At 45.4% G+C, this 22519-nt stretch carries 16 protein-coding genes; 8 read left to right on the top strand and 8 right to left on the bottom strand.

The window, feature by feature from the left end; all coding sequences use genetic code 11:
• The first annotated feature begins 61 nt into the window (after nt 1-61).
• The 4 genes from KO518_RS01125 (at nt 62) to KO518_RS01140 (ending at nt 3477) form a co-directional block, all read left to right on the top strand.
• Nucleotides 62-1219 (top strand): NAD(P) transhydrogenase subunit alpha, encoded by a 1158-nt coding sequence (locus tag KO518_RS01125; protein ID WP_216023966.1) that lies wholly within the window; start codon nt 62-64, stop codon nt 1217-1219.
• Nucleotides 1220-1221: 2 nt separating this feature from the next.
• Nucleotides 1222-1506: an NAD(P) transhydrogenase subunit alpha gene (locus KO518_RS01130; protein WP_216023967.1), complete on the top strand. Its 285-nt coding sequence runs from the start codon at nt 1222-1224 to the stop codon at nt 1504-1506.
• Nucleotides 1507-1518: 12 nt separating this feature from the next.
• Nucleotides 1519-2901 carry an NAD(P)(+) transhydrogenase (Re/Si-specific) subunit beta gene (locus tag KO518_RS01135; protein ID WP_216023968.1) on the top strand — a complete coding sequence of 461 codons (1383 nt, stop codon included), beginning with the start codon at nt 1519-1521 and terminating at the stop codon, nt 2899-2901.
• Nucleotides 2902-2976: 75 nt separating this feature from the next.
• Complete coding sequence (locus KO518_RS01140; protein ID WP_216023969.1) at nt 2977-3477, top strand: YgjV family protein; 501 nt, start codon at nt 2977-2979, stop codon at nt 3475-3477.
• Between the two features lie 42 nt (nt 3478-3519).
• On the opposite strand, the gene KO518_RS01145 is transcribed toward KO518_RS01140, so the two are convergent.
• The 6 genes from KO518_RS01145 to KO518_RS01170 all read right to left on the bottom strand — a co-directional run bounded on the left by KO518_RS01145 (nt 3520) and on the right by KO518_RS01170 (nt 13427).
• Nucleotides 3520-4923, bottom strand: coding sequence for a sulfatase (locus KO518_RS01145; RefSeq protein WP_252735718.1), 1404 nt, complete (start codon nt 4921-4923; stop codon nt 3520-3522).
• A gap of 34 nt (nt 4924-4957) precedes the next feature.
• Entirely contained in the window at nt 4958-7672 is a 2715-nt protein-coding gene (locus KO518_RS01150) for a family 78 glycoside hydrolase catalytic domain (protein ID WP_371742210.1), read from the bottom strand.
• A gap of 145 nt (nt 7673-7817) precedes the next feature.
• Nucleotides 7818-9050 (bottom strand): glycoside hydrolase family 105 protein, encoded by a 1233-nt coding sequence (locus KO518_RS01155; RefSeq protein WP_252735722.1) that lies wholly within the window; start codon nt 9048-9050, stop codon nt 7818-7820.
• A 68-nt stretch (nt 9051-9118) separates the two neighbouring features.
• The gene (locus tag KO518_RS01160; RefSeq protein ID WP_252735724.1) at nt 9119-10465 is read right to left on the bottom strand and encodes a BNR-4 repeat-containing protein; all 1347 of its coding nucleotides are present in this window, start codon (nt 10463-10465) and stop codon (nt 9119-9121) included.
• Nucleotides 10466-10605: 140 nt separating this feature from the next.
• The gene (locus KO518_RS01165; protein ID WP_216023973.1) at nt 10606-12015 is read right to left on the bottom strand and encodes a sulfatase-like hydrolase/transferase; all 1410 of its coding nucleotides are present in this window, start codon (nt 12013-12015) and stop codon (nt 10606-10608) included.
• Nucleotides 12016-12068: 53 nt separating this feature from the next.
• Complete coding sequence (locus tag KO518_RS01170) at nt 12069-13427, bottom strand: BNR repeat-containing protein (RefSeq protein ID WP_216023974.1); 1359 nt, start codon at nt 13425-13427, stop codon at nt 12069-12071.
• A gap of 396 nt (nt 13428-13823) precedes the next feature.
• Here KO518_RS01170 and KO518_RS01175 point away from each other — a divergent pair, with 396 nt between their 5' ends.
• Genes KO518_RS01175 through KO518_RS01190 form a run of 4 tightly spaced genes read left to right on the top strand, consistent with a single transcriptional unit; the run spans nt 13824 to nt 19305 of the window.
• On the top strand, nt 13824-15581 hold the full coding sequence (locus tag KO518_RS01175) for a sulfatase (RefSeq protein ID WP_252735726.1): 1758 nt from the start codon (nt 13824-13826) through the stop codon (nt 15579-15581).
• A gap of 18 nt (nt 15582-15599) precedes the next feature.
• Complete coding sequence (locus KO518_RS01180; protein ID WP_216023975.1) at nt 15600-18356, top strand: alpha-L-rhamnosidase; 2757 nt, start codon at nt 15600-15602, stop codon at nt 18354-18356.
• Nucleotides 18357-18361: 5 nt separating this feature from the next.
• Entirely contained in the window at nt 18362-18583 is a 222-nt protein-coding gene (locus KO518_RS01185) for a hypothetical protein (protein ID WP_216024418.1), read from the top strand.
• A gap of 35 nt (nt 18584-18618) precedes the next feature.
• A complete protein-coding gene (locus KO518_RS01190; RefSeq protein ID WP_216023976.1) occupies nt 18619-19305 on the top strand; it encodes a DUF1080 domain-containing protein in 687 nt (228 codons plus the stop codon).
• Between the two features lie 234 nt (nt 19306-19539).
• Here the strand turns inward: KO518_RS01190 and KO518_RS01195 are convergent, their stop codons facing one another.
• Complete coding sequence (locus KO518_RS01195; protein WP_216023977.1) at nt 19540-21045, bottom strand: sulfatase; 1506 nt, start codon at nt 21043-21045, stop codon at nt 19540-19542.
• Between the two features lie 9 nt (nt 21046-21054).
• Entirely contained in the window at nt 21055-22491 is a 1437-nt protein-coding gene (locus KO518_RS01200; protein WP_252735728.1) for a sulfatase, read from the bottom strand.
• Nucleotides 22492-22519 lie beyond the last annotated feature (28 nt).

The following is a 22519-nucleotide window of genomic DNA, read 5'->3' on the forward strand; positions in this document are numbered from 1 at the left end:
AAAGTATACTGAATGAGTTGTTTTTCTCATTCTCCTCGTAGTTTTAGGAAAGGAGAGTTAATTGAAAATCCTAATTTTAAACGAATCGCGGCAAATCGGATTGCACGCACACATAGAAAAACGATGTGCAGTATCACCCGGCACCGTATCTAAACTCGTTCGCAAAGGTATCGATGTAGTTATCGAGAAGGGAGCGGGATTTCACGCCAATTACGAAGACAGCGAGTTCGAACGTTCCGGCGCAAAACTGATAGAAACGGCTGATGAAGTCGTGAGTGAGATTGATGTACTTGCTTGCGTGAACGCTCCTAATGAATTGCTCGCTTCGACCTTGCCCGCCAATACTATCGTGATCGGCCACTTAGATCCGTTCTTTCAACAACCACTTATCAACTGTCTGGCTGAGTCAAATATCACAGCGCTTTCCGTTGAAATGATCCCACGAAGTTCTCGCGCACAAAAAATGGATGCGTTGAGTTCACAAGCCAGTCTGGCGGGGTACGCGATGGTAATGAAAGCAGCAAACGCCCTACCATCTATTCTTCCAATGATGATGACGCCATCGGGCACCATAAAGCCAGCAAAGGTATTCGTTATAGGTGCGGGCGTGGCCGGACTTCAGGCTATCGCCACAGCAAAACGACTTGGTGCAAATGTGCTTGCGTACGACACCCGCCCAGTTGTGGCAGAACAAGTAGAGTCTCTTGGGGGGAAGTTTCTAAAAGTAGATATTGGGGAAACAGGCCAAACGAAAGACGGCTATGCCAAAGCGCTTACAGAGAAACAACAAGCGATTCTGGCTGATGCGCAAAAAGACGCTATCGCGCAATCCGATATCGTCATCACAACCGCGCAACTCTTCGGACGTAAGCCGCCGGTATTGATAAATCAACAAACCTTAAAATTGATGAAACCGGGAAGTGTTGTGGTTGATATGGCCGCACTTTCGGGTGGCAATGTGGAAGGCTCTGAACCCGGTAAAACAGTAGTGATAAATGGGGTTACGGTGATCGGAACAGGTAATTGGAGCGAAGAGGTATCACGAGCAGCGACGGACATGTATGCCAATAACATATATAACTTGTTGGATGAATTTGTCAAAGATGATCCCCTTTCTTTCCAGTTGTCTTTCGACGATGACATTCTCGCCGCGTCTGTGATAACTCATAACGGAAAAATAAGAAATGAAACATTGTTAAAAGCATACGAGGGCGCTTAACCATGGAAACTATTTACTTACTATTTATTGTTCTACTGGCTGCTTTTCTGGGTTTTGAACTTATTCGTAAAGTACCGGCTACACTCCATACGCCTTTAATGTCTGGATCGAATGCGATTTCAGGCATCACTCTCGTGGGCGCACTTACCGCGTCAGGCGCAGGTAGCAGTACGTTAACAACGATACTGGGCACAACGGCGGTGGCGCTGGCCAGCATAAACGTTGTGGGCGGTTATCTGGTTACAGATCGCATGCTTGGCATGTTTAAAAAGAAAGATAATAGCTAAGAGAGTGCGAACATGACTTTAGAAATACTGATAAATCTGGCCTATGTGGTCGCTGCCGGGCTTTTCATTCTTGGCCTTAAATTGTTGAGTCACCCCTCTACCGCGCGGAAGGGAAATCTTGTGTCTGCGGTAGGTATGTTAGTAGCAGTGATAGTAACCCTACTTGATCAACACATAATCAGTTACCACTACATATTTATCGGCGTGCTGATTGGTGGCCTTTACGGCGCATGGAAGGCACGAAGCGTACAAATGACGCAAATGCCGGAAATGGTATCGTTATTTAATGGTTTTGGCGGTGCGGCTTCTTTGTTGTTGGGGTGGGCGACGGTGAGCTCTATGGATTCAGAAGTGTTGGCAAGTACTCACTTTTTTATTTTTGTTACTGTACTTTTGACCCTTCTCATTGGGGGCGTGACATTCTCTGGTTCTGTTATCGCCTGGGGTAAGCTCTCTGGAAAACTATCGTCGAAGGCACTGATTTTCACAGGGCTTCGCGAGCTTAGCCTGTTGCATATTGTGGCGATGGCAGCTGTAGGTTTCTTATTTGTAAACGAGCCTTCAAATATGTTGTGGCTGTATTGCACTATCGCAATAGGTCTGAGCTTCGGACTTTGGGCAACGATATCCATTGGCGGTGCAGATATGCCGGTAGTAATTGCATTGCTCAATAGTTACTCAGGGATTGCGGCATCGGCAGCGGGGTTGGCGGTAGGGAATACTATCTTGATTGTGACTGGTCTTTTAGTCGGTGCATCGGGGCTGATACTCACGAATATCATGTGTAAAGCCATGAACCGCTCTTTGATGAACGTACTTCTTTCTGGGTTTTCAAAACCTGTTGAGCAAGGTGAAGCCATATCGGGAGAAATTAAAGTATTGTCTGCTCAAGACGCGTTTTATGTGTTGGAGGCGGCCCAGGCCGTTCTTGTTGTACCTGGCTATGGTATGGCAGTCGCACAAGCACAACATGCGGTGCGAGAGTTACACATTTTGTTGGAAGAGAACGGTTGTACCGTAGATTATGCGATTCACGCTGTCGCAGGCCGAATGCCTGGTCATATGAATGTTCTTTTGGCTGAAGCGGATGTGCCTTACGACCAACTCTATGAGATGGATGATGTTAATCCGCGTATGGAGAACTACGACGTGGCTATTGTAATAGGGGCGAATGATGTAGTTAATCCCGCCGCCAAGGAAATGAAAGGAAGCCCAATTTACGGTATGCCGGTTATTGAAGCCTATCGAGCGAAAACAGTATTTGTTCTTAAACGGTCTGCTAACGCAGGTTTTGCGGGAGTGGATAACCCTCTGTTTTTCAGGGAAAATACCAGAATGATTCTGGGCGATGCGAAAGATACTATTAATAGTCTAATTCGCGAATTCGGCGATTAAACTCAAGTTCAAAAGGCCCGTATTTGTACGGGCCCTTTTGATTTGCTAAACCTTACCGAAAATGGTGTCGTTCTTATGTCTTTCGAAATTCTCGGACAAGTCTTTGGTATATTAGCCTTCTTGGTGGCGATTTATTCATTTACGCATAAAAACGACCGCAAACTCAAAGTGAGTTTGATCGTAATGTTTTCATTCCAAACAGCACATTTTTTCTTTTTAGGTTCAATAACAGGCACTATTGCTAACGCACTTAATTTTTTCCGCACAATTATTTCTATAGGAAGTACGCATCGTTATGTGGGTGCTATATTTATTCTATTAAATGTCACATGGGGTGTTGCGAACGTAAAAGGCTATATCGACGTATTACCTATCCTGGGTGCGAGCGTTGGAACGTATGCCATTTTCTATGCGTCCGGCATCAAGATGCGAAAGCTGTTTATCTGTGGCGCCGTATTTTGGTTGATCAATAACATTTATCTAGGATCAATAGGTGGAGTATTACTAGAGATTACGGTAATCCTAGCGAATGGATTTACGATTTTACGGCTTAAGAAAGGTGCGGTGAATAATTAAGAAGCGAGTTCAAACTCTATTACGAACTCGCTCTCCCACTTGCTATAGAACCTTTCGTTTTTCTATTGGGTACCAACGTTTGAGTTCTTTCATCAAACTCTCTACTTTTTCCGGGTAACGTTTTGCTAAATCGACCTCTTCATATTCGTCGCTAGCAAGGTGATATAGACGGGGACCTACCAAAAAGTCATCGTGATACTTTTGGTAACTCACGTTTTTCCCGTTGTAACTTACGATAAGCTTCCAATCGTCCTTAATTACCCAGCGATAGAGCAACGTCGATTCTATATCATCCAAATCGACCATATCGTGGGCAAAGCCCTCGCCAAAGATAGCTTCACGATTAATTGGTGAGCCGCTAGCGAGTTCATCATATAAGTTTAATCCCGGCAGTTCGGTAGGCACTTCAATACCTGCAGCCCCCAAAATTGTGGGCACAATATCTATACTGCTTACGCGTTCAGGCCTCCACTGAGAAGAGAATATACCCGGTAATGAATATATGATCGGGGTACGTACACCACTTTCATTGGGGCTTTGTTTCGACTTAGGCAAAAAACGCCCCGTTTGCGTGGGATTGGTTACCCACCCGTTATCGGAGACATATACAACTAACGTATTTTCTCTAAGGCCACGCTTTTCCAGGTGTTCAAGTAGCTGCCCGTTTGTTTCGTCGAACCATTCAATCATTGCATAGTATTTAGCTATAGATTCCGGTAAATCATATTTCTTATATTTAGAGAGTATACGCTTGGGCGGCGTATGTGGGGCATGGGGCATAAACGGCGCGTACCAAACGAAAAATGGTTTATTAGCACTATGGGTGCGATCTATAAAATCGGTGATAGTTGAAATGCCTTCTCTACCAATTTTTAACCCTTCATCCCCGTGCCGACCACCAGGATTTGGAAATCCATTTGTCATACCTTCATCAAAGCCGCCACGCTGGTAACTACCTTCCCACCATTTCCCTGTTTGCAGAGATACGTAACCCCTTTTACGCAGCAATTCGGGTAACGTTTCAACCGTATCTATCTTAGCTATTATTTCCGCTCGAAGCCTCTGGTATTCAGTTCCTTCCTTTCCCCCTGGTGTAAGGGAAGATGGGCTATTGCCTGTAATACCATGTTGGCTTGCGTAAAGACCCGTAGCAATGGTGGCCAGCGATGGCCGGCAAAGCGACGTAGGCACGTAACCTTTAGTAAACGTTACCCCCCCTTCTGCCAGCTCATCTAAGTGTGGTGTTTTTACAATGTCATGCCCCATGAAACTATAGTCATTCCACGCGTGGTCGTCAGATAGGATTAGCAATATATTGGGCGGCTGCCTTTCTGGCGTATCTTCACTGACTGTGTTTTCAATCCGGGTTGTCGTACAGCCCATTGCTGATGCAAGAACAAACAGACTAAGCACGGCTATTTTGCTTGTGGATACGAGGTTACGCATGTGCATAGCTACTCCTTTACTCCAGTTAGCGACATTAAATATCGAATTCAAGCGTGAATTTACCGGGGCGATATAATTCAGGCGCTTTGTTCGGAACATAGACTGTTGCTTTAGTATTTTGTGGGATAACAAACTCCCATGTGACTTTGCTTTCCTCTTTACGCCATTTGCTTTTTATCTTGCCATAACCAGTTGTGTAGCTTGTTTCAATCGAATCGAGTTCACTGGGAAATACTGGCTTTAGCATGAAATGCTGAAAACCTACGCTGTCATCCAAAGGTCGAATGCCACCTAACCCTTCAAAAAACCAACCATCGTAGCCAGAATGAAACGGGTGATTCAACGAGCGTCCCGGCGCATCGTCAAGGGTAAGGTTTGCTTTGTTCACAAATCCGCCTTTGCGTTCCCACAGCGTGGTAGCGTTGAGATCGTTGATGAGATATGGATACCCAGGGTAACCCTCTGTTTTGAAAATATTGAATGCTGTATCTTCGTACCCATGATCACTAAGTGCTCTGTAGAGGTATGTTTGACCAAGGGCACCTACTGATGCATGACCGCCCCATTTTTCCACCACATCAGCGTTCAGTCTATCTGCGACCTGCTGACGTAATGTCTTTGGAACCAAGTTAAATTCAAGGGCCATTGCATCGGCCGTTTGGCTGCCGTAGTGGCCGGTCTCAGGGTCAAAAATTTCAGTGTGAAACTGCGCTTTTAACGATTCAAATAAATCGCGGTAACGTTTAACGTCTGTCTCAATTGAGAGCGCATCAGCTATTTTGGCCATGAGATCAGCGGAATGCGCAAACAGCGCAGAGCTAGTGACTACATGGCTGGTGTGTTGTGGTGTACAGCGTCCACCCACACGAGCCATGCCTGGTTTGACGACAGGATCACACCAGTCGCCGTACCCACTTCTAATCATGTTATTGTCGAGTTCCCTGACGCCGGCCCTCATGTATTCCTGCAAGCTTTCATATTGATCAGCCAGCAAAGAAATATCCCCGTGATGGCGATAATGTTCCCAAGCAATAATGACTTCTGCTACCGCCCAGTCAAATTTCCCTCCGTGAGCACGCCGACCCGGCACTATTGTGGGTGCTGTAAACGGTGATGTTCTAAAATCACCCAGATACTTCTCCCAGAAATTGCTCATGTTGAAGTTGTAATTTCCGGTAATTAAAGCCGCATGAGCATCGCCGGTCCACCCGGCACGCTCTCTTATTGGGCAGTCAAAAGGAACACTGATTAAATTGCTCTGATAGCCCCACAGCGCCATATTGTGTATTTTGTTTATGAGTTCATCAGAACTACTGAAATGCCCACTGACAGGCACATCGCTTCTCACTAGATATGCGCTGAGTGCATTAAGCGGCGGTGTTGAGTCAAGCCCAGTAACTTCCACATAGCGGAATCCATGCCAAGTAAAGGTAGGGCGCCATACGGTCGGGTTACTATCGGCCGCGATATAGCCGTCAACTTGCTTTAACTTAGGTGCACCACCGCCACTTTTCTGACTAATATTGCCCTTCTCATCTACCCATTCAGCGAATCTCAAATAGACACCTTGCCCTTCATTGAGATTAAGCGCCTGTAAATTTAGCTCTGCAACACCGGTGAAGTTTTGTCCGAAATCGAATACCCATACGTTGGGTTTGGGTGTTAGTATTCGTTTGGGCGTCAGTTTATCCGCAAGGCGAACGGGTTGTATTAGCTGCGGTTCCAAGGCCTTGGTGGGCCAGGTGTCTAACACTTCAACGGTTTTCCATTCAGAGGTAAGCGCAGCTTGGTTTGCGGTTTGCCAATTCTCAACCTGTTTTCTATGATCGTACAATTCGCCAGAGAACAGGCCTTCTTTTAAAACCCCCGAGGGATGAGACAACCACTTGCCGTTGGTAGTAACAATCTGTGTTGTGCCATCTTTAAATGTAATTTCCAACTGGGCGATGAGTTTAGGTTGTCCATAAGACAAATTTTTCTCAGGTGATGAAAACGCGATAGCTTCGTCATACCAACCGCTTCCCAAATGGGCCGCGATTACGTTACTTCCCGGTTTTAAGAGGGTTTCTACTGCATCGGTATTATATAAAATGCGCTCTTCATAGTCTGTTTGCCCAGGATCCATGATGCGGGAATCGACTTTGCTGCCGTTAATAAATATTTCATAGTAGCCTGCGGCCGTACTGTGTAAACGGGCACTTTTAATTTGCTTATCAATATTGAAATCGTGCCTTAATAACGCTGCTGTAGGCTGCAACGCCAGTTTCTCTACTATGAACGCCGGTCGCTTTTTCTCTATATTTTGTGCACTTGCTGCGTGCCAAATCCATTTGTCGACCTGCGGGGAAACTTCTGCTGCTTCGGGAGATTTTACCTGAATCCATTCAGCAGCCCAGTCTGCTTTATTGATAAGTCCTGCCTCCCAACTTGAGACACGGCTCCATGAAACCGGAGTTCCATTTTTTGAAGGCCAAACTCGTACTCTCCAAAAGGCTTGTTGCCGGCTTTCAAGTGGCTTGCCTTGGTACGGAATATTTACAGACCGGGAAGAAGCGACTTTCCCGCTATCCCATAAGTCAGGCTTCCCGCTAGCGAGTCGTTCTTTTGAGCTGGCGACCTGAATTTGATAATAGCTCTGTTCATCAACATTGGCGTGCCAGGAAAGAGCAGGGTTATGGGTGTGTACATTCAGAGGTTGTACCAGCCCTTCTACCATTAAATTGCCTGGTTGCGAAACGGATTGTTCCACGGCTGAATGACATCCAGTTAAAAAAAAGAGTATTGGTATGGAGAAACGGAGTAGGCAATGCATGACAAAGCTCCTGGGGAATATCACATTTTGCATAATATCCCTTGGCCGGGAATGGCCGACCAAGGGGAGCGACAAAAACGGGTTATTTTTTCCATCTCAACATTTCTGACGCAGCAAGTAATACTGCACCAGAACCATAGAGCTGCGAATCGCTTTCTTTTACCGGATCAGGACTTTTGCCAACATGTTGAACCCAGTGAACACGCCCGTCATCCGTTATCGCTTTAGTAATCGCCTCCCAACCTTTCTCGACAACCATCTTCGAATGCTCATCGGTCAAAATGCCGTTATTTACGCCCCATGCCAGCCCAAAGGTGATAAAGCCCGTTCCACTCACCTCTGGTGTTTTTACCTTGTCGGGGTCCATTAACGATGCAGGCCAGTAGCCATCGTCTTTTTGAAGTGCCATTAAACCCTTAGCGTGCTTTTTGTATAGTTCAATGTATCGTTCACGAGAAGGGTGACTGGAGGGGAGTTCCTCAATAATCATTGGTATGGCAGCAAAAACCCAGCCGTTTCCACGCCCCCAGAATACCGGTTTGCCATTGTCACTTTTGGCATCAAAATACCGACTATCCCGATAAAATAGGCCGTATTCATCTGAGAATAAATAGTCTGCGGCAGCCCAAAATTCTTTATCTCCGTATTCTAAATACTTTGGATCGCCAGTTACTTTGGACATTTGTGCCCACGCTCTGGGAGCCATAAATAGCGCATCGGCCCAGCACCATCGCAACTGACAATTACCTTCAAGATGGTATTTCCCGGTACTGGATTCCGAATCAGACATTGACAAACCAACCGTTGGTGGCTTGCTTAAAATCATGTCAAAAACTTCTTTTGTCGGTTTGTAGGCTTCTTCGATATTGGCGTGTTCGGCTAACCAAAGATAGGTTTGCGCGATAGCGTGATCGTCAGCATGATAAGGACGCTCTAGAATTAATTCGTAATTTTCCCGTTTTGCCACATCTTTCACAAAGTTCTCTAGGTCAGTATCGTCAGTAGCATCAATCCAACGTGTTAAACCGATATAAAAGGAAGCCTGGATCCAAAACTTCGCGTTTTCAGATTTTTCACGGTGTGACTCGGGTATGTACGTTAAGTTGCCAAACTGGGCTATTTGCCAGTTTGCTACACTGTTGCCAATACGGCGTGCTGTAGACTGAATGTCTTTTGTTGCCACAATGGGGCTGGCGTCCATTTGTTCTACAGGCTTGGAATGCATGGTTGTTGCTGGTGGTTCACCAGAACATGCACTCAGACCTAAAGCGAAGCTTAGTGCTATTGCAGATTGCTTTATATTCATATTGTTCATAATCGTTCTCAACTATTTTGTACGGGCAATGTGGTCGTTTTCACAAACACAAGTGTGTTTACACGCGATTACATAACCGGTTGTCTTGCAGACGTTAGGTCGTTTAGCGCTCGAGGAATGGGACCATGTTCACCAACCAGATAAATCTTTATCCCCTCATCACTTGTTTTCTCCGCAACGAGCATTTGCGCGTCCGGATGGGGATTCTCAATGAGTGTGCTGATGGCGAAACTCGCATTGTCTTTCTTGAGCACCGTAGTTTCCTCTGAAAACGAATTGCCATCTTCATTGCTATGCCACCACGACAAAATTGCATCACCTTCTTCTTGATATGCAACTAGGTAGCGGATGTCGTCGGGTTTGGAAACGCGAAAATCCCCTCTGGATATGCCCTCATAGGAGTTAATAATTTTGCTACCTCCCCGCCATTGTGCGCCGTCCCACCAGACATGCCTGGTTTGCTTTGGTCCACCGGTTTTGGCGCCTTTATCGACGCCTGCGTTTATCGCAATGTGCGGATTGCCGAGGCTGTCAAGACGGGACGTACCGTTGAAGGTCCAAAGGTCACCGGTTTTCATCGCCAGTGTTTTTTCATCGGCTTCTTCTTTGGTAACGGGAAGGGTTAAGGCTTCACCTTTAACGTTGGTCCACTCGTTGGTCTGAGTATTAAAATTCATGAAGTAAACGTCGTGGCGCTCGGTCGTGTGCCCTCGCCCGTTTATGCCTGCACCACCGTCCCAACAAACGTGATAGTCATATGAAATGATAAGGTTGTCGCCTTCGCCTTTTCCCACCCAGGCATACCAGCTATCAACCGCTTTAATGTCTGTTCTTCTCTTGTGTTTTAGAAAAGAGACGGGGGCCGAGAATGTTCGGCCATTATCCACAGATTTTTGGTAAACCCAGTCGCTGCGATGGGCGCCGTGGCGATAAAACAGGTAAATATCGCCGTTATCCATTTTTACCGCCTGATTGTAAGTACCAAATGGCGTAATATTGTCTAAATCTTCCCACTCTGTGATGTCATAGGGTCTTTTGGATACCGCGTGTTTGTTGGCACCAAAGTGAGTATTGCCGAGCGGATTCTTACCGTCGGAGGAGTGACCACCATGCCCGCCATAAAAAATATGGATGTAACCTTCGTTGTCGATAAGCATGGTTGGCTTGCCGTGGTTATCGAACTTTTTACCGCCCTCGCGTCTACCTAGTTCGCTCGTTCCCGCCTTAAATGGCCCATGCCATTCTTGAGTACTGTGATTGTATGTTGCAACAAAAGGATCTTCTTTGGGCCCTTGATAAGACACATACGTAATCCCGTTCTCATGGATAGCCGCGGGGTGCTGGACTATCGCTAACGGGTTGCCCACTGCGTTGTTTGCGAAGTAGTCAACGTAGCGTTTTGCGCTATCGCTCATCACAGCTTCACTGGTCGAAGGTTGGTTCGTACAGGCTCCTAATGTTAGGCAGCCTGTCAAGGATAGAGATAGTAACCACTGTGTTTTCTTAAACATGAAATTCGCTTTTAACATTGTTATTTACCAAATATTTTGAATTGCTACGAATCTTTGTTTTCTTCAAACAAGGCTAAAAACTCATCTGCTATCTTGGGATGCTTTTTGGCAACATCACTCAGTTCCGCGGGGTCTTTTTCTATATTGAATAACTCCAAAGGTGCATCGTATCCATAGCGAACGGCTTTCCATTGCCCTTTGCGAGCAGCCTGATAGGTATCGCCGATGACCCCTGAATTTGGGTCACCCACTTGCTTGGAAAATTCCCAGTAAAGTACGCGCTCTTCCATTTCGTTTGGTTCTGTTTTCAACAAACCAACGATGGATTTACCATTTGTTTTGACTCTGGGAACCATATTCAGGTTTACGCCGGCGATTTCCGCAAATGTGGGTAAAACATCGGCGAACAGCCATGGGGTATCATCCGTGCGCGCAGTCTTAATTTTCTCAGGCCAGTGCACAATCATCGGTACGTGAATGCCACCATCGTACAAATCGCGTTTCATACCACGGTAGGGTTCAGATGCTTTGAGGTATTGAGGGTCTGCACCACCTTCGTCATGTGGGCCATTATCCGAAGTAAAGAAGATCAATGTGTTGTCGAGCTGCCCCATTGCTTCCAGTTGATCCACAATCTGCCCTACATAATCATCTAAAGCAGACACCATACCCGCTAGCGTTGCATTGGGTTTGGCCACAGGCTCAGGATAATACGAAGCATACTTGTCGGCTGGCGTGCCTCCTTCCATGCCGCTGTAACGCTTTTCTTCAAAATCATATTGCTTACTGTATTTTTCGGGAACTCCAAGTTCAGCATGGGGAGATGAATAAGCCAACATAATAAAGAATGGATTTTCTCGAGGTTGCTTGATGTAATCGATAGCTTCTTTAGTAAACAACTCTTGTGCGTATGCTCCCTTTTTGCCGCCTTCGTTTTCAGGGATACGGATCTTTTTGCCGTCACGCCACAAAATTTGTGGATACTGGCGATGGCCTTCCAGAATGGAGTACATGCCATACCAAGTATCAAAACCCATGGCCAAAGGATCAGTTACACCCATTTGAGAGCCAATAGAGTATTTTCCAAATAACGCAGTATCATAGCCGCCGTGCTTTAGTACGTGTGCCAATGTGATATCTTTGTCAGTAAGCTGGACTGTATTTGAGTTATTTGTCATCAAACGCCCGTCCCGGCCGGTGAAAAGAGATACCCTGGACGGAGAACAAACGGTGTTGCCAGCATAGGCCTGATCAAAACGAATGCCGTTTGACGCAAGCGCATCAAGGTTCGGAGTTTTTATGGGCGTATTGCCATATGCACCAATCTGATTGAATCCAAGATCATCTGTGAGTATGAAAATAATGTTGGGTTTGTCCTGTGCAATAACGCTAGCGGATACTGTTGCGATTAGAGCGCCAAGAACGTTTATAAGACTAAACCTAAATTTATTCATGGTAATTCCTAGTAAAGTTACAACTCAATCAATGAGTACATTCTCTGACAGCATTATTTAAGGCAATGCACGGTCAATGTAGTTGGTTCGGGGATACTCGCCCTTCCTTTATCTCTATTTGGTGGAAGAGCTTCCCACGCTAAATAGAATTTCTTATCTGCAGTTGGAAAGTTTTCGCCTTGGACTAACTGGTGTAAAGGTTTCGTATAGAGCGGCATGTCATTATCTTTGTCGAAAGGTTGTAACGCCTCAGGTATTTTGGGAATCGTTGAGGAGGATTTTACGCGTAGCGTTTCAGCATCGAGATTATAGGCGTAAACAATTCCGTTTAACTCGGCAAATACCTGAACGTCCCCGTTTTCTAGTAGTTGAGCAGGTTTCTTAACTGTGAGCGTGGTTGGCAGCGCCCCTGTGAGATTTAACTCCTGTCTTGAGTCCGTCCAATTCGAGATTTGGTGAGAATGCCACTCGCCTGCGATATTGCGGGCCACAAATAACTGACTATCCCCTTTGGTATCATAAGCCTGGTAGGAAATGATAGGACGATCCTTATGGTCAAACCCGATTGGTGTGTGACCATTAAGGATCCCCGAATGTTGTGGCAACGGAACGGCAAACTCAGCGTTGTCTAACTTCATTGGTAAGCGAATGGGAGTGCCGTCCGACTTTTGCCAATCTACTAAATTCTTACTTTTTGCATAAGAAATATCGTGATTTGATGCCGCAACAGGCGTTTCGCGCCAGACCCATGATAAATGGAATAAGCCATCAGGCCCTAAAACAGGCCCCCAGAAATAGCCATTTCGCTCACCTTCACCATCTACTAGCGGAGTGTCGTGAAGCCTATGCCATTTACCGGTTTGCGCATTGAAAGCATTGTAAATTTCATTCCCGCTTCCACTTCTGCCATTTCTGTATTTAAAATAGAGTTCTCCATCAGCACCATTAAAAAATTCAGGGTAGGTCATACGACTTTCTGTCTCTTTATCTGCCATAAAGTCAACGCGTTTAAGACTTCTAACGTCGTACGGGTGTTCGCTTTTGAAATAAACGATCGGGTTAACGTGCAGATTTCCGACGATGTGAATATACCCGCGCTCATCTAAGCCTACTACGACGCTGTTGTGGCTATCCCACCCAAGGTAGCTGTCTAACTTTTGATATATCCAGTTACCAGTTGGATATGGTTTATAAGCAACACTCATTTGTCGGCTTGCATCGTAATAAGCCACAATCTGTTTGTCGCCTTTTCCAACATAGTCAAATGCTACGCGGTGCCCTGCCCATACCCTGTCTATTGCCTCAACCTCAAAACAACTGCTTTTATCAAAGGTTTGAGCAAAAGCGAAACCTGACACAAGTAAAGCGGAACTTAGAAGGGTATAACAGACGAGGGGCCTAAAGCGCTTCACAACATCTCCTTGATACGAAAAACGTTAAAATTGCGTTAATGCGGAAATAACTTTAAACAAAATAGTGGTCATATACAATCTTTTTCGCTCACAATGTAGCGTTGATATTGGTTAACTTCATGTATCTAAAAGTAAAGATGTTTAATTTCATTTAAAAGCATGGACATAAAAAGTTTATGCTAGTCAGCAAAGGTTGGTGCAACAACCAATTTACGTATAGTACTGCCTTGGTTAAGCAGTAAAAACGTCGACTGATATCGCCTTTTGTCATGATTACATCCATTCAAAAAGATTGAATTTGATTATATATTTACATTAATGATTAAAATAGTGTTAATATCATGATTGTTAGTAAACGATCGAGCAATGAGTTAACGATTGACGGGACAGTGATTTATGGCGGACATATTGAGAAGAAGCTATGGCGCGCAAACGAGGGAATACCTGCTGCCAATAATAAGCGTGTTTTTGTTATTTGTGTTTATGGCGTTTAGCAGTGTCGTGAGTGCCGCAAAAGACAGTACCCAGCCAAACATATTATGGCTGGTTATTGAAGACATGAGTCCGCTACTGCCAATGTACGGGGACCATACTATCGAAACGCCCAACATATCTCGTCTAGCGAAAGAAGGCGTAGTTTATACTAACGTGTTTTCTACGTCAGGGGTTTGTGCCCCAAGCCGGGCGGCCTTGGCAACTGGGTTGTACCCTACATCGTTTGGGGCAAATAATATGAGAACCGGCTCCAATACAGATGAAACCGGCCTCCCGAAATACGAAGCAGTTCCGCCTGCAGAAGCAAAAATGTTGAGCCAACTAATGCAGGATGCGGGGTATTACACCACAAACAATTACAAAACAGACTATCAGTTTAACGCGCCGAAAACGGCTTGGAACGATAGTAGTATTTACGCTCATTGGCGCAACCGTCCAAGCAATAAACCCTTTTTCTCAGTTTTTAATTTTACGACTACTCATGAGTCTGGGTTGTTTGAACCTTACGGCATAAGAAAGCTGGAGCAAAGACACTACTTTTCCAGTGATGCGGATAAAATTGCAAAACTACCCAACGACCACAGAATCAAAACTGATAAAGCGGCAACGCCCATTCACGTTCCAAAAGACGCAGCTTTTCCTGTTCCTCCTTATCTGCCAAACACGCCCGTAGTCCAGCGTGACTTGTGGAAGGTATACAATAATCTTGCGGAAACTGATCGACAAATAGGCGCCATATTAGCGCTATTGGAGAAAGATGGGTTGATGGAAAATACCATTGTCGTTTTTTACTCAGATCACGGTGGACCGATGCCAAGACAAAAGCGGCTTATTTATGATAGCGGCTTGAAGGTTCCGCTTATTATTCGCTTTCCCAAAGGTTACAGAGCAGGCACCATTGATGAGCAACTCATTTCCTTTGTCGATTTCGCACCCACTACGCTAGCAATGGCCGGAGCCCCCATACCCAAATATATGCACGGTAGAAGCTTCATTGCCAACAGGTCTGCGGAACGAAAATACGTGTTCGCAGCTGCTGACCGGTTTGATGGCGTAACCGATACAGTCAGAACGGTGAGAAGTCGGTGTTATAAGTACATTCGTAACTACAGACCGGAGAAACCTTATTATCTCCCAGTGGCGTACAGGGAAAAAATTCCTACGATGCAGGAGTTACTGCAACTCAACAGGAAAGATATGCTCACCCCTTCGCAGCGACAATGGTTTCGCAGTGAAAAAGATGAGCATGAACTCTTTGACGTGTGCAATGACCCACATGAGCTATCAAACCTGGCTCGGGTAGCGAATTACAGTGAAAAGCTCAGTCACATGCAACGCGCTTTAGACACATGGCTGGCACAAATTGGCGATGAACCACTAAAGCCAGAGAGGCAGCTAATCAGTGAACTGTGGAATGAACAACAGAACCAACCGAAGACTGAAGCGCCGAAAATCACACATAGAGACGGCAAGATAGTTATTTCGAGTAAAACACCAGGCGCATTTATTTCTTATCGCATCAAGCAACATGAAAATGTTTCGCCGTGGCGGCCGTACAGTGATGAGATCGCTGTTGAAGAAGGTACGATTGAGGCGGTAGCGCATAGAATAGGCTATATCGAAAGCAGCCCTGCAATCCTGGCGCTTGACGCAGATTAACGATACCGGAGTGTTGATATGATTTTGATTCGTCTTATGTTGCTTACAGTGCTGTGTACCGTTTTGACAGGTGCTTGTACTTCAAGGGACAGTGCAGTACTTGCGAGTCCAACGTCGCTTGAGGTGGGAGAGGGGTTTGTTAATCCCATTGGTTACTATGAACCTAAGCCTCGTTTTTCATGGCTATTTGCACCCTCTGACGGGGCGTCTAAAAGCCAGTCTGCGTATCAGATCCAAGTGAGTTCATCGCCAACTGGTTTGCTCAACAAACCTGATAAATGGGATAGCGGAAAAGTGCAGTCATCAGCAATGTCATGGGTAGACTATCAAGGGAAGCCTCTTACATCTAGAGAGGTTGTATTTTGGCGAGTGCGTATTTGGGACGACAATAACAAGGTATCGCAGTGGAGTGAAGTTGCTAAAATAGAGCTTGGGTTGCTCAATAACTCAGATTGGAAAGCTGTGTGGATAGGCGCACCAGCAACTAAGGAGGAATTGTCACCATCAAAGCGTACACTTGCGACGCCACAATATTTCAGAAAGCCGTTTTCTGTTTCTAAACACGTGTCTAAAGCGCGATTATATGTCACGGCAAAAGGCGTATTTAAGGTCTACCTCAACGGTGTAGATGTCTCGGAAAACGATGCACTGCCACCAGGTTGGACGCCTTATGAAAAACGCATTGAAACCCTGACCTATGACGTAACACAGTTAGTACAACAAGATGCAAACCTTCTGGGGGCGACCATTGCTGGAGGATGGTATGCAGGCCGCATCGCAGGGCTTATGGAAACTGATCATACCAAGCCACCCAGGTTCATGGCTCAACTTGAAATTACCTATCAAGACGGTGCCACAGATATCATAACTACTGACAGCTCGTGGAAATCAACACAGTCAGGCCCTGTTCGTTTTGCAAGCAATTACGATGGAGAGAAATACGACCAGCATTTTGAAATGCCTGGATGGAATAGTCCTCGTTTTGACGATACAGGTTGGGCAGCTGTTATTGAAGAGGCGGTTTCAGAGAACACCGCATTACGCCCTAAAAGGCACCTTCCTGTTCGCAATATCAACACTCTTAAACCTATCTCCTTTGAGCAGATAAACAAAGACACCGTAGTTTTTGACTTTGGACAGAATATGGTCGGCGTTCCCTCTATTGCGCTACCCGTTGTGGCCGGAAAAGAAGTAAGGCTGCGCTTTGCAGAGGCATTAAATAAAGGCGAGTTCTACACAGAAAATTATCGCTCTGCCCATTCTACTGACTATTACTTACCAGCGAGAACGGAAGTTGCTAGCTACACGCCCACATTTACTTTTCACGGTTATCGTTATGTAGAAGTGTCTGGTTTTGATGATAGTAAAGTGCCGGTATTAGATTGGGTATCTGCAAAAGTGCAGCATTCCGACGTTGAACTCTATAACAATTTTTCAAGCGCAAACCCCAAGCTCAATAAGCTTTTCAGTAATATAAATTGGGGCCTAAAAAGTAATTTTTTTGATATACCACTGGATTGCCCTCAACGTGACGAAAGACTGGGTTGGACAGGCGATGCCAATGCGTTTATCGCACCATCAATGTACATGGCAGATGTTTACGGGTTTTGGGCAGCCTATCTAGAAAGTTTACGGGAGGAGCAAACTGAAGACGGTTTTGTTCCACTGTATATCCCTTTCGTTGAATGGATTAACTGGACTTCCTCGGGGTGGGGCGATGCGGCAACAATCCTGCCATGGGAGTTGTATATGATGACCGGAGATAAAAAGATCCTCGAAGACAGCTATCCTTCGATGAAGGCCTGGGTAAAGTATCACGAGAGTCAGGCGTCCCAAGGGATTTCTACTATGAAGACCTTTGGTGACTGGCTTCAACCTTTCCCTAAAGCTGAGGGAAAGAGCGCCAATAGAGGTGATACTGACTTCTCGCTCATCTCAACCGCGTTTTTTGCGCGCTCCGTAGAACTAGCCGCCAAAACAGCCAAAACCCTGGGGCATGCTCAAGACGCTATTTTTTTTGAAAATCAGCACAGTGAACTCGCTAAATCGTTCCGAAATTACTTTTTCGATAACAACTTAAACGTGACCCATGGTGAGAGCACACAAACAGCGTATTTACTGGCGTTGGCGTTTAACCTTCTCCCCGAAAGCGAAGTAGCACAAGCACAAGAGAAGCTTGTTGCGCTTCTGGAGGCATCGGACACGCACTTACGCACCGGTTTTTTGGGCACCCCCTTACTTGCACAGACGCTGCAAAAGGCTGGCCGTACCGATTTAGTCTATGAACTACTTTTCAAAGAAACGTATCCGTCCTGGTTCTATTCTATCAACAACGGCGCCACAACGACCTGGGAGCGATGGAATTCCTATTCAATTAAAGATGGGTTCAATCCACAGGGTATGAATTCTCTGAACCACTATGCCTATGGCACTATTTCCAGATGGTTCTATGAAGGGATCCTAGGGGTCACTCCCGCTACTCCTGGATTTAAAAAGGTGAATATAGCACCGCAATTAACCTCGCGATTAGCATTTGCTGAAGGCTCTGTTCCCACGCCACAAGGCGAAGTCGAGGTTGCGTGGGAAGTGTCACAGGACAGCGTCAACGTTGATATCACTATTCCTTTTAATACTCTGGCAACGTTTATTCCACCTAAAGGCTATCGCGTAGGGAAAGCGGCGCGTAGCAAAGATCTATCAATCACCGAGTGGAGTGCGCTGCCGACAGGTCGATACCATTTTAGCCTTGTTCCGGTGATAAACGGTAAGGGATGATACTTATGCTGGCTATGTTCGTTCGCCAGGTTGTTTACCGGGTGTTGCCCGCACAGGTAACCACTACCGATTATCAGGAAAACTACTTTCACCTGGGCCCGCTAACGCTTAAACCTGGCGATATAATTGCCGTACTGTCGAAAGCTGTTACCAACGGAAAAATACCTGAAAAAGGTGGCACAGCCTATTCACGGGGTAGGTGGCGAGGCTTGGTGTTACAGCAATAGATTCGGCTGCCTGAACCATAAATGAGTAAATTGAAATGAAAGTACACTTATTATTTTCGATGGTATTTTTGCTAAGCGGTCTGATTGGATGTGCGTCAGCTCAAAGGCTGCTTGATCAGAAGCTTACGCAATTTGAGAACGTATATTCCTATGGCGAAGCGAAACTGGAAAATGGTGAACTTCATTTAATTGCCGAAAAAAACTGGTTTTATTCTACCAAAGCAGAATATGACGATTTTATTCTGGAAGCTGAAGTGAAGATGCCAGACACCACTGAGTTCAGTAACTCAGGTATAATTTTTCGTGGGCAAATTGAAGAAACCGAAAATGGTAGACGAGTTATAGGCTACCAAGCTGAAATAGACCCAAGCGAAAGGCGATGGACCGGTGGTCTTTTTGACCAAGGAAGGCGAAAGTGGTTGTACCCAGTGCATCCAACACGCTCTCACCGCGATGAAGATTTTTTAAAAAACCACTTAGGTGAGTGGGGTTCACGTCAAAGTGAAGCCTATAAACATTTAGCGTGGAATAAACTTAAAATTGTCTGTCGAGGCACGGACATAAAAATCTTTGTCAACGGCATATTGACTACACACGTCGAGGATGCAAAAGACAGCGCAGGTGTTATCGCATTTCAACATCACGGAAGCGAAATTTACCAGATGCAAAGAGACAAACGCAACGCGGTACGTTTCCGCAATATTACTGTCAGACCTTTTTAGTTTGTCCGGGATCAATGTGGTAGTTTTCGGTATAAAATACGCTGCAGCTTACTGATAAAAGCTATTTCCAAAAAAGATATAAACAGCGCTTCAAGTACCAAGCCGGAAGCCACAGCAATATCTATAGCGAATCAGGTGAGCGATAGAACATCTGAAACCCGCGCTGGATATGTAGTAAAGGCCACTTGAATAGCCTTGGCACGGGGTTTCCAAAGGTTCTTTAGCTGCTCGTGACTAATGAGACTGCTCAGCAAGCCCTGGCCAACGTTTATCCTCCGTCAAGATTGCAGCACTCCTACGTCGGTTGTAAGCTTCGTCGTACATGGGGTTTAATTGAGAGGGAATATCCGCTCCAATAGTTTGCTGCCAATTCGATAGCCTGGCTTTCAATTCATTGAAAATTTCTGGATAGCGATCTCTGACGTTAACGGTTTCTCCAACATCCCGAGTTACGTTGTATAGCTCGTAATCATTGTTTTCGAAATACTGAATAAGCTTCCAGTCTCCGCTTCGAATTGCGCTACCGGGCCGAGTGCGAAAGAGCGGATCTTGCGACTGATCAGTCGGGGCGTGATGGGCTTCTAGATAAATCGGGAAATGCCAAAATATGTCCCTCAAAGCCCGTTGCTGGTGGCCCATTAATATGGGCGTCAAATCTATGCCATCTAAGGGTTGTGTTGGGCTTTTTGCATGTGAAAGTGCTTGTAGGGTTGGATAAAAATCGGCATTGATAACCGGCGTGTGATTTGTACCGGGTTGGATTTTACTCGTCCAGCGAAATAACAAGGGGACACGCAAACCGCCTTCGTAATAAGATCCTTTACCCGCGCGTAAAGGCGACGGAAAGGAAGACATGCGATATCCCCCATTGTCAGAAGTAAAAATCACCAGAGTATTTTCATTTAAGCCCTCAGCTTTCAACATATTCATTATGCGTCCTACATTAGTGTCCATGTGTTCTACCATGGCCGCATAAGTTGCCTGCTTTTCGTTGGTAATTCCTTTATTCCGGTATTTTTCTACTCTATCCAGCACTGCTTGGTAAGGTGTGTGAACAGTATAGTACGGGATGTAGGCAAAGAATGGTTGTTCTTTTTGGGCTTTCATCCAGCTGATCGCTTCCGCGGTTAATCGATCGGTTAGATACTCTCCCTCTGGACCATCTTCAATATTCGGTAAGTTGTAAGGACTAAAATAATGAAACGTCATCCCCTGATGACTGCCCGCTATATTTACATCGAAACCCTGCTCATCAGGATCAGCTCCTAAGTGCCACTTGCCAAAATGTCCCGTTGTATAGCCTGCGGTTTTCAAGGTTTCGCCTAGAGTGGTAATCTCTGTAGATAAGCCCCTTTTATTCTTAATTGGGATCAACTTACGTGTTTTTATATCCCCCCGGGCTGATGGTGAAACCGTATATACGCCATGTCGAGGGCCATACTGACCGGACATTAAAACGGCTCTACTAGGGGCACAATTTGCCGCTCCTGCGTAAGCATTGTCGAAATTCAGACTCTGTTGAGCAAGCATATCTATATTGGGCGTTTCAAATAAATCAGTTGTCTGGTTATACCCAACATCAGACCAACCTAAATCATCGACCACTATCATCACAATATTGGGCTTAGTGAAGTTAGGCGATACAACTTTTTCGTTAAATTTGGAATTGGAAAGCGACGGCCCATTGCTGCAGGAAGCGAGTGCAAAGCAGAATACAATTGCGAGGATGTATAATTTCATTTGCGGTCCTTATTCTTCATTCCGATGCTGCCAGTGTTCGATTATTAGGTAATCATCTTCTTTCAAGATGTTTAAGTGCTCAGGCTTTAGTCGTGTTTTTTTCAGCGGGTTGTTTTGATCGAGTTTGAATGTAGGAGCATAGAGCAACGGCACGTTACCCATTTCTTCATCGAGAAAGTCCCCTTGCTTCTCCATCCATGAAAACAGTTCTGTTTTAAGTCGTTCAACTACATCTCGCATGTGTGGCGCATTAATCAGGTTATTTTTTTCGAAAGGGTCGGCTTCTAAGTCATATAATTCTTCAAAGGGAGTATCAGCGTGTTTTAACGCACCTAATCGCAAAAACACATTTGCGTTTTCATTGTCAGTGAGGTTTTCATTTAATACGTCCAGTGCGTTGAAGTTTCGTATGTATTTGAAGCGCTTGTCGCGAATCATGCGGGAGGGGAATACATGGGCATTAATGATGTTTTGATTGGTGCTTATGCCGTAAACGTATTGATGTATAGGCCTATCTATTCCCCTTAATAAAGGGAGAAAGCTTTTACCGTCCATCTCGCTATCTGTTGCACCGCCTGCGATGTCAATAAAAGTAGGTAATACATCAGTAAAGTGGATCAGTTGTTCTGAATGAGAATTGGCGGGAACAACGCCAGGCCACCGCACCACAAATGGCACCTTTAATCCGATATCTCTTACCGTGAATTTACCGGATACTCCATGGTCGGCACTGTAAATAAACACTGTATTATCAGGAAGAATACGGTCGACCATGTCCAACACATACTTCAGTTGAGTATTGTCCTCCTGAATACTGCGATAGTAGCCTGCTCTCTTAGCGATATAGTCCGGGTTTGTTTTTAAGTGCTCGTCGTGAGGATAAAACGTTAAACTTTCAGGCACAGGATCTTCTACCGTGAAGTACTTGCCATGGGGATACTTTGAGGCAATAAACATCACAAACGGTTTTGTAGCTGTTAAAAAGTAGCTCTCAATGTCTTCTAACGGAATATAGTCACGGGGAACTCCCGATTTGGGTACCGGCTCCCATTCCCGATCCCAGTCATAAACTGACTCCGGTCTCACATGACTTTTCCCCGCTAACACTACTTCATAGCCCAGGGCTCGCATTTTCTTTGTTACCGCGTCTATATTGGGTTTAGTGGGGGTATGATTTGCAAAAGCGCCGTTTTTTATGGGGTAATTTCCGGTAAACAATTGAGATCGGCTGGGGGCGCAAATTGCCTGCCCTGTAAATGCGTTGCCAAAATACATGCCTTCTTTTGCCAAGCGGTCAACTGCTGAAGTATCGACCTTTTTGTTACCGTAAACACCATAATCCGTATAGTCTTGGTCATCAGCCAGGTAAAATACAATATTGGGTCGGTTTGTATTATATTGTTGGATAGCTGTCGATGCAGGCCCCTCCTGCTTTGTGCAACCCATTAGAAAACCTGCTAAAAGTACGCCCAAA

The sequence above is a fragment of the Aestuariibacter sp. A3R04 genome, assembly GCF_018860805.1.
Taxonomy (GTDB): Bacteria; Pseudomonadota; Gammaproteobacteria; order Enterobacterales; family Alteromonadaceae; genus Alteromonas.

Bases quoted from the DNA above. Each gene is read 5' to 3' on its own strand.
- KO518_RS01165 (WP_216023973.1), bottom strand. From the start codon at position 12,015: ATGAATAAATTTAGGTTTAGTCTTATAAACGTTCTTGGCGCTCTAATC.
- KO518_RS01175 (WP_252735726.1), top strand. From the start codon at position 13,824: ATGGCGGACATATTGAGAAGAAGCTATGGCGCGCAAACGAGGGAATAC.
- KO518_RS01185 (WP_216024418.1), top strand. From the start codon at position 18,362: ATGCTGGCTATGTTCGTTCGCCAGGTTGTTTACCGGGTGTTGCCCGCA.
- KO518_RS01200 (WP_252735728.1), bottom strand. From the start codon at position 22,491: ATGGGTTGCACAAAGCAGGAGGGGCCTGCATCGACAGCTATCCAACAA.
- KO518_RS01155 (WP_252735722.1), bottom strand. From the start codon at position 9,050: ATGAACAATATGAATATAAAGCAATCTGCAATAGCACTAAGCTTCGCT.
- KO518_RS01140 (WP_216023969.1), top strand. From the start codon at position 2,977: ATGTCTTTCGAAATTCTCGGACAAGTCTTTGGTATATTAGCCTTCTTG.
- KO518_RS01180 (WP_216023975.1), top strand. From the start codon at position 15,600: ATGATTTTGATTCGTCTTATGTTGCTTACAGTGCTGTGTACCGTTTTG.
- KO518_RS01145 (WP_252735718.1), bottom strand. From the start codon at position 4,923: ATGCGTAACCTCGTATCCACAAGCAAAATAGCCGTGCTTAGTCTGTTT.
- KO518_RS01195 (WP_216023977.1), bottom strand. From the start codon at position 21,045: ATGAAATTATACATCCTCGCAATTGTATTCTGCTTTGCACTCGCTTCC.
- KO518_RS01135 (WP_216023968.1), top strand. From the start codon at position 1,519: ATGACTTTAGAAATACTGATAAATCTGGCCTATGTGGTCGCTGCCGGG.
- KO518_RS01160 (WP_252735724.1), bottom strand. From the start codon at position 10,465: ATGAGCGATAGCGCAAAACGCTACGTTGACTACTTCGCAAACAACGCA.
- KO518_RS01130 (WP_216023967.1), top strand. From the start codon at position 1,222: ATGGAAACTATTTACTTACTATTTATTGTTCTACTGGCTGCTTTTCTG.
- KO518_RS01190 (WP_216023976.1), top strand. From the start codon at position 18,619: ATGAAAGTACACTTATTATTTTCGATGGTATTTTTGCTAAGCGGTCTG.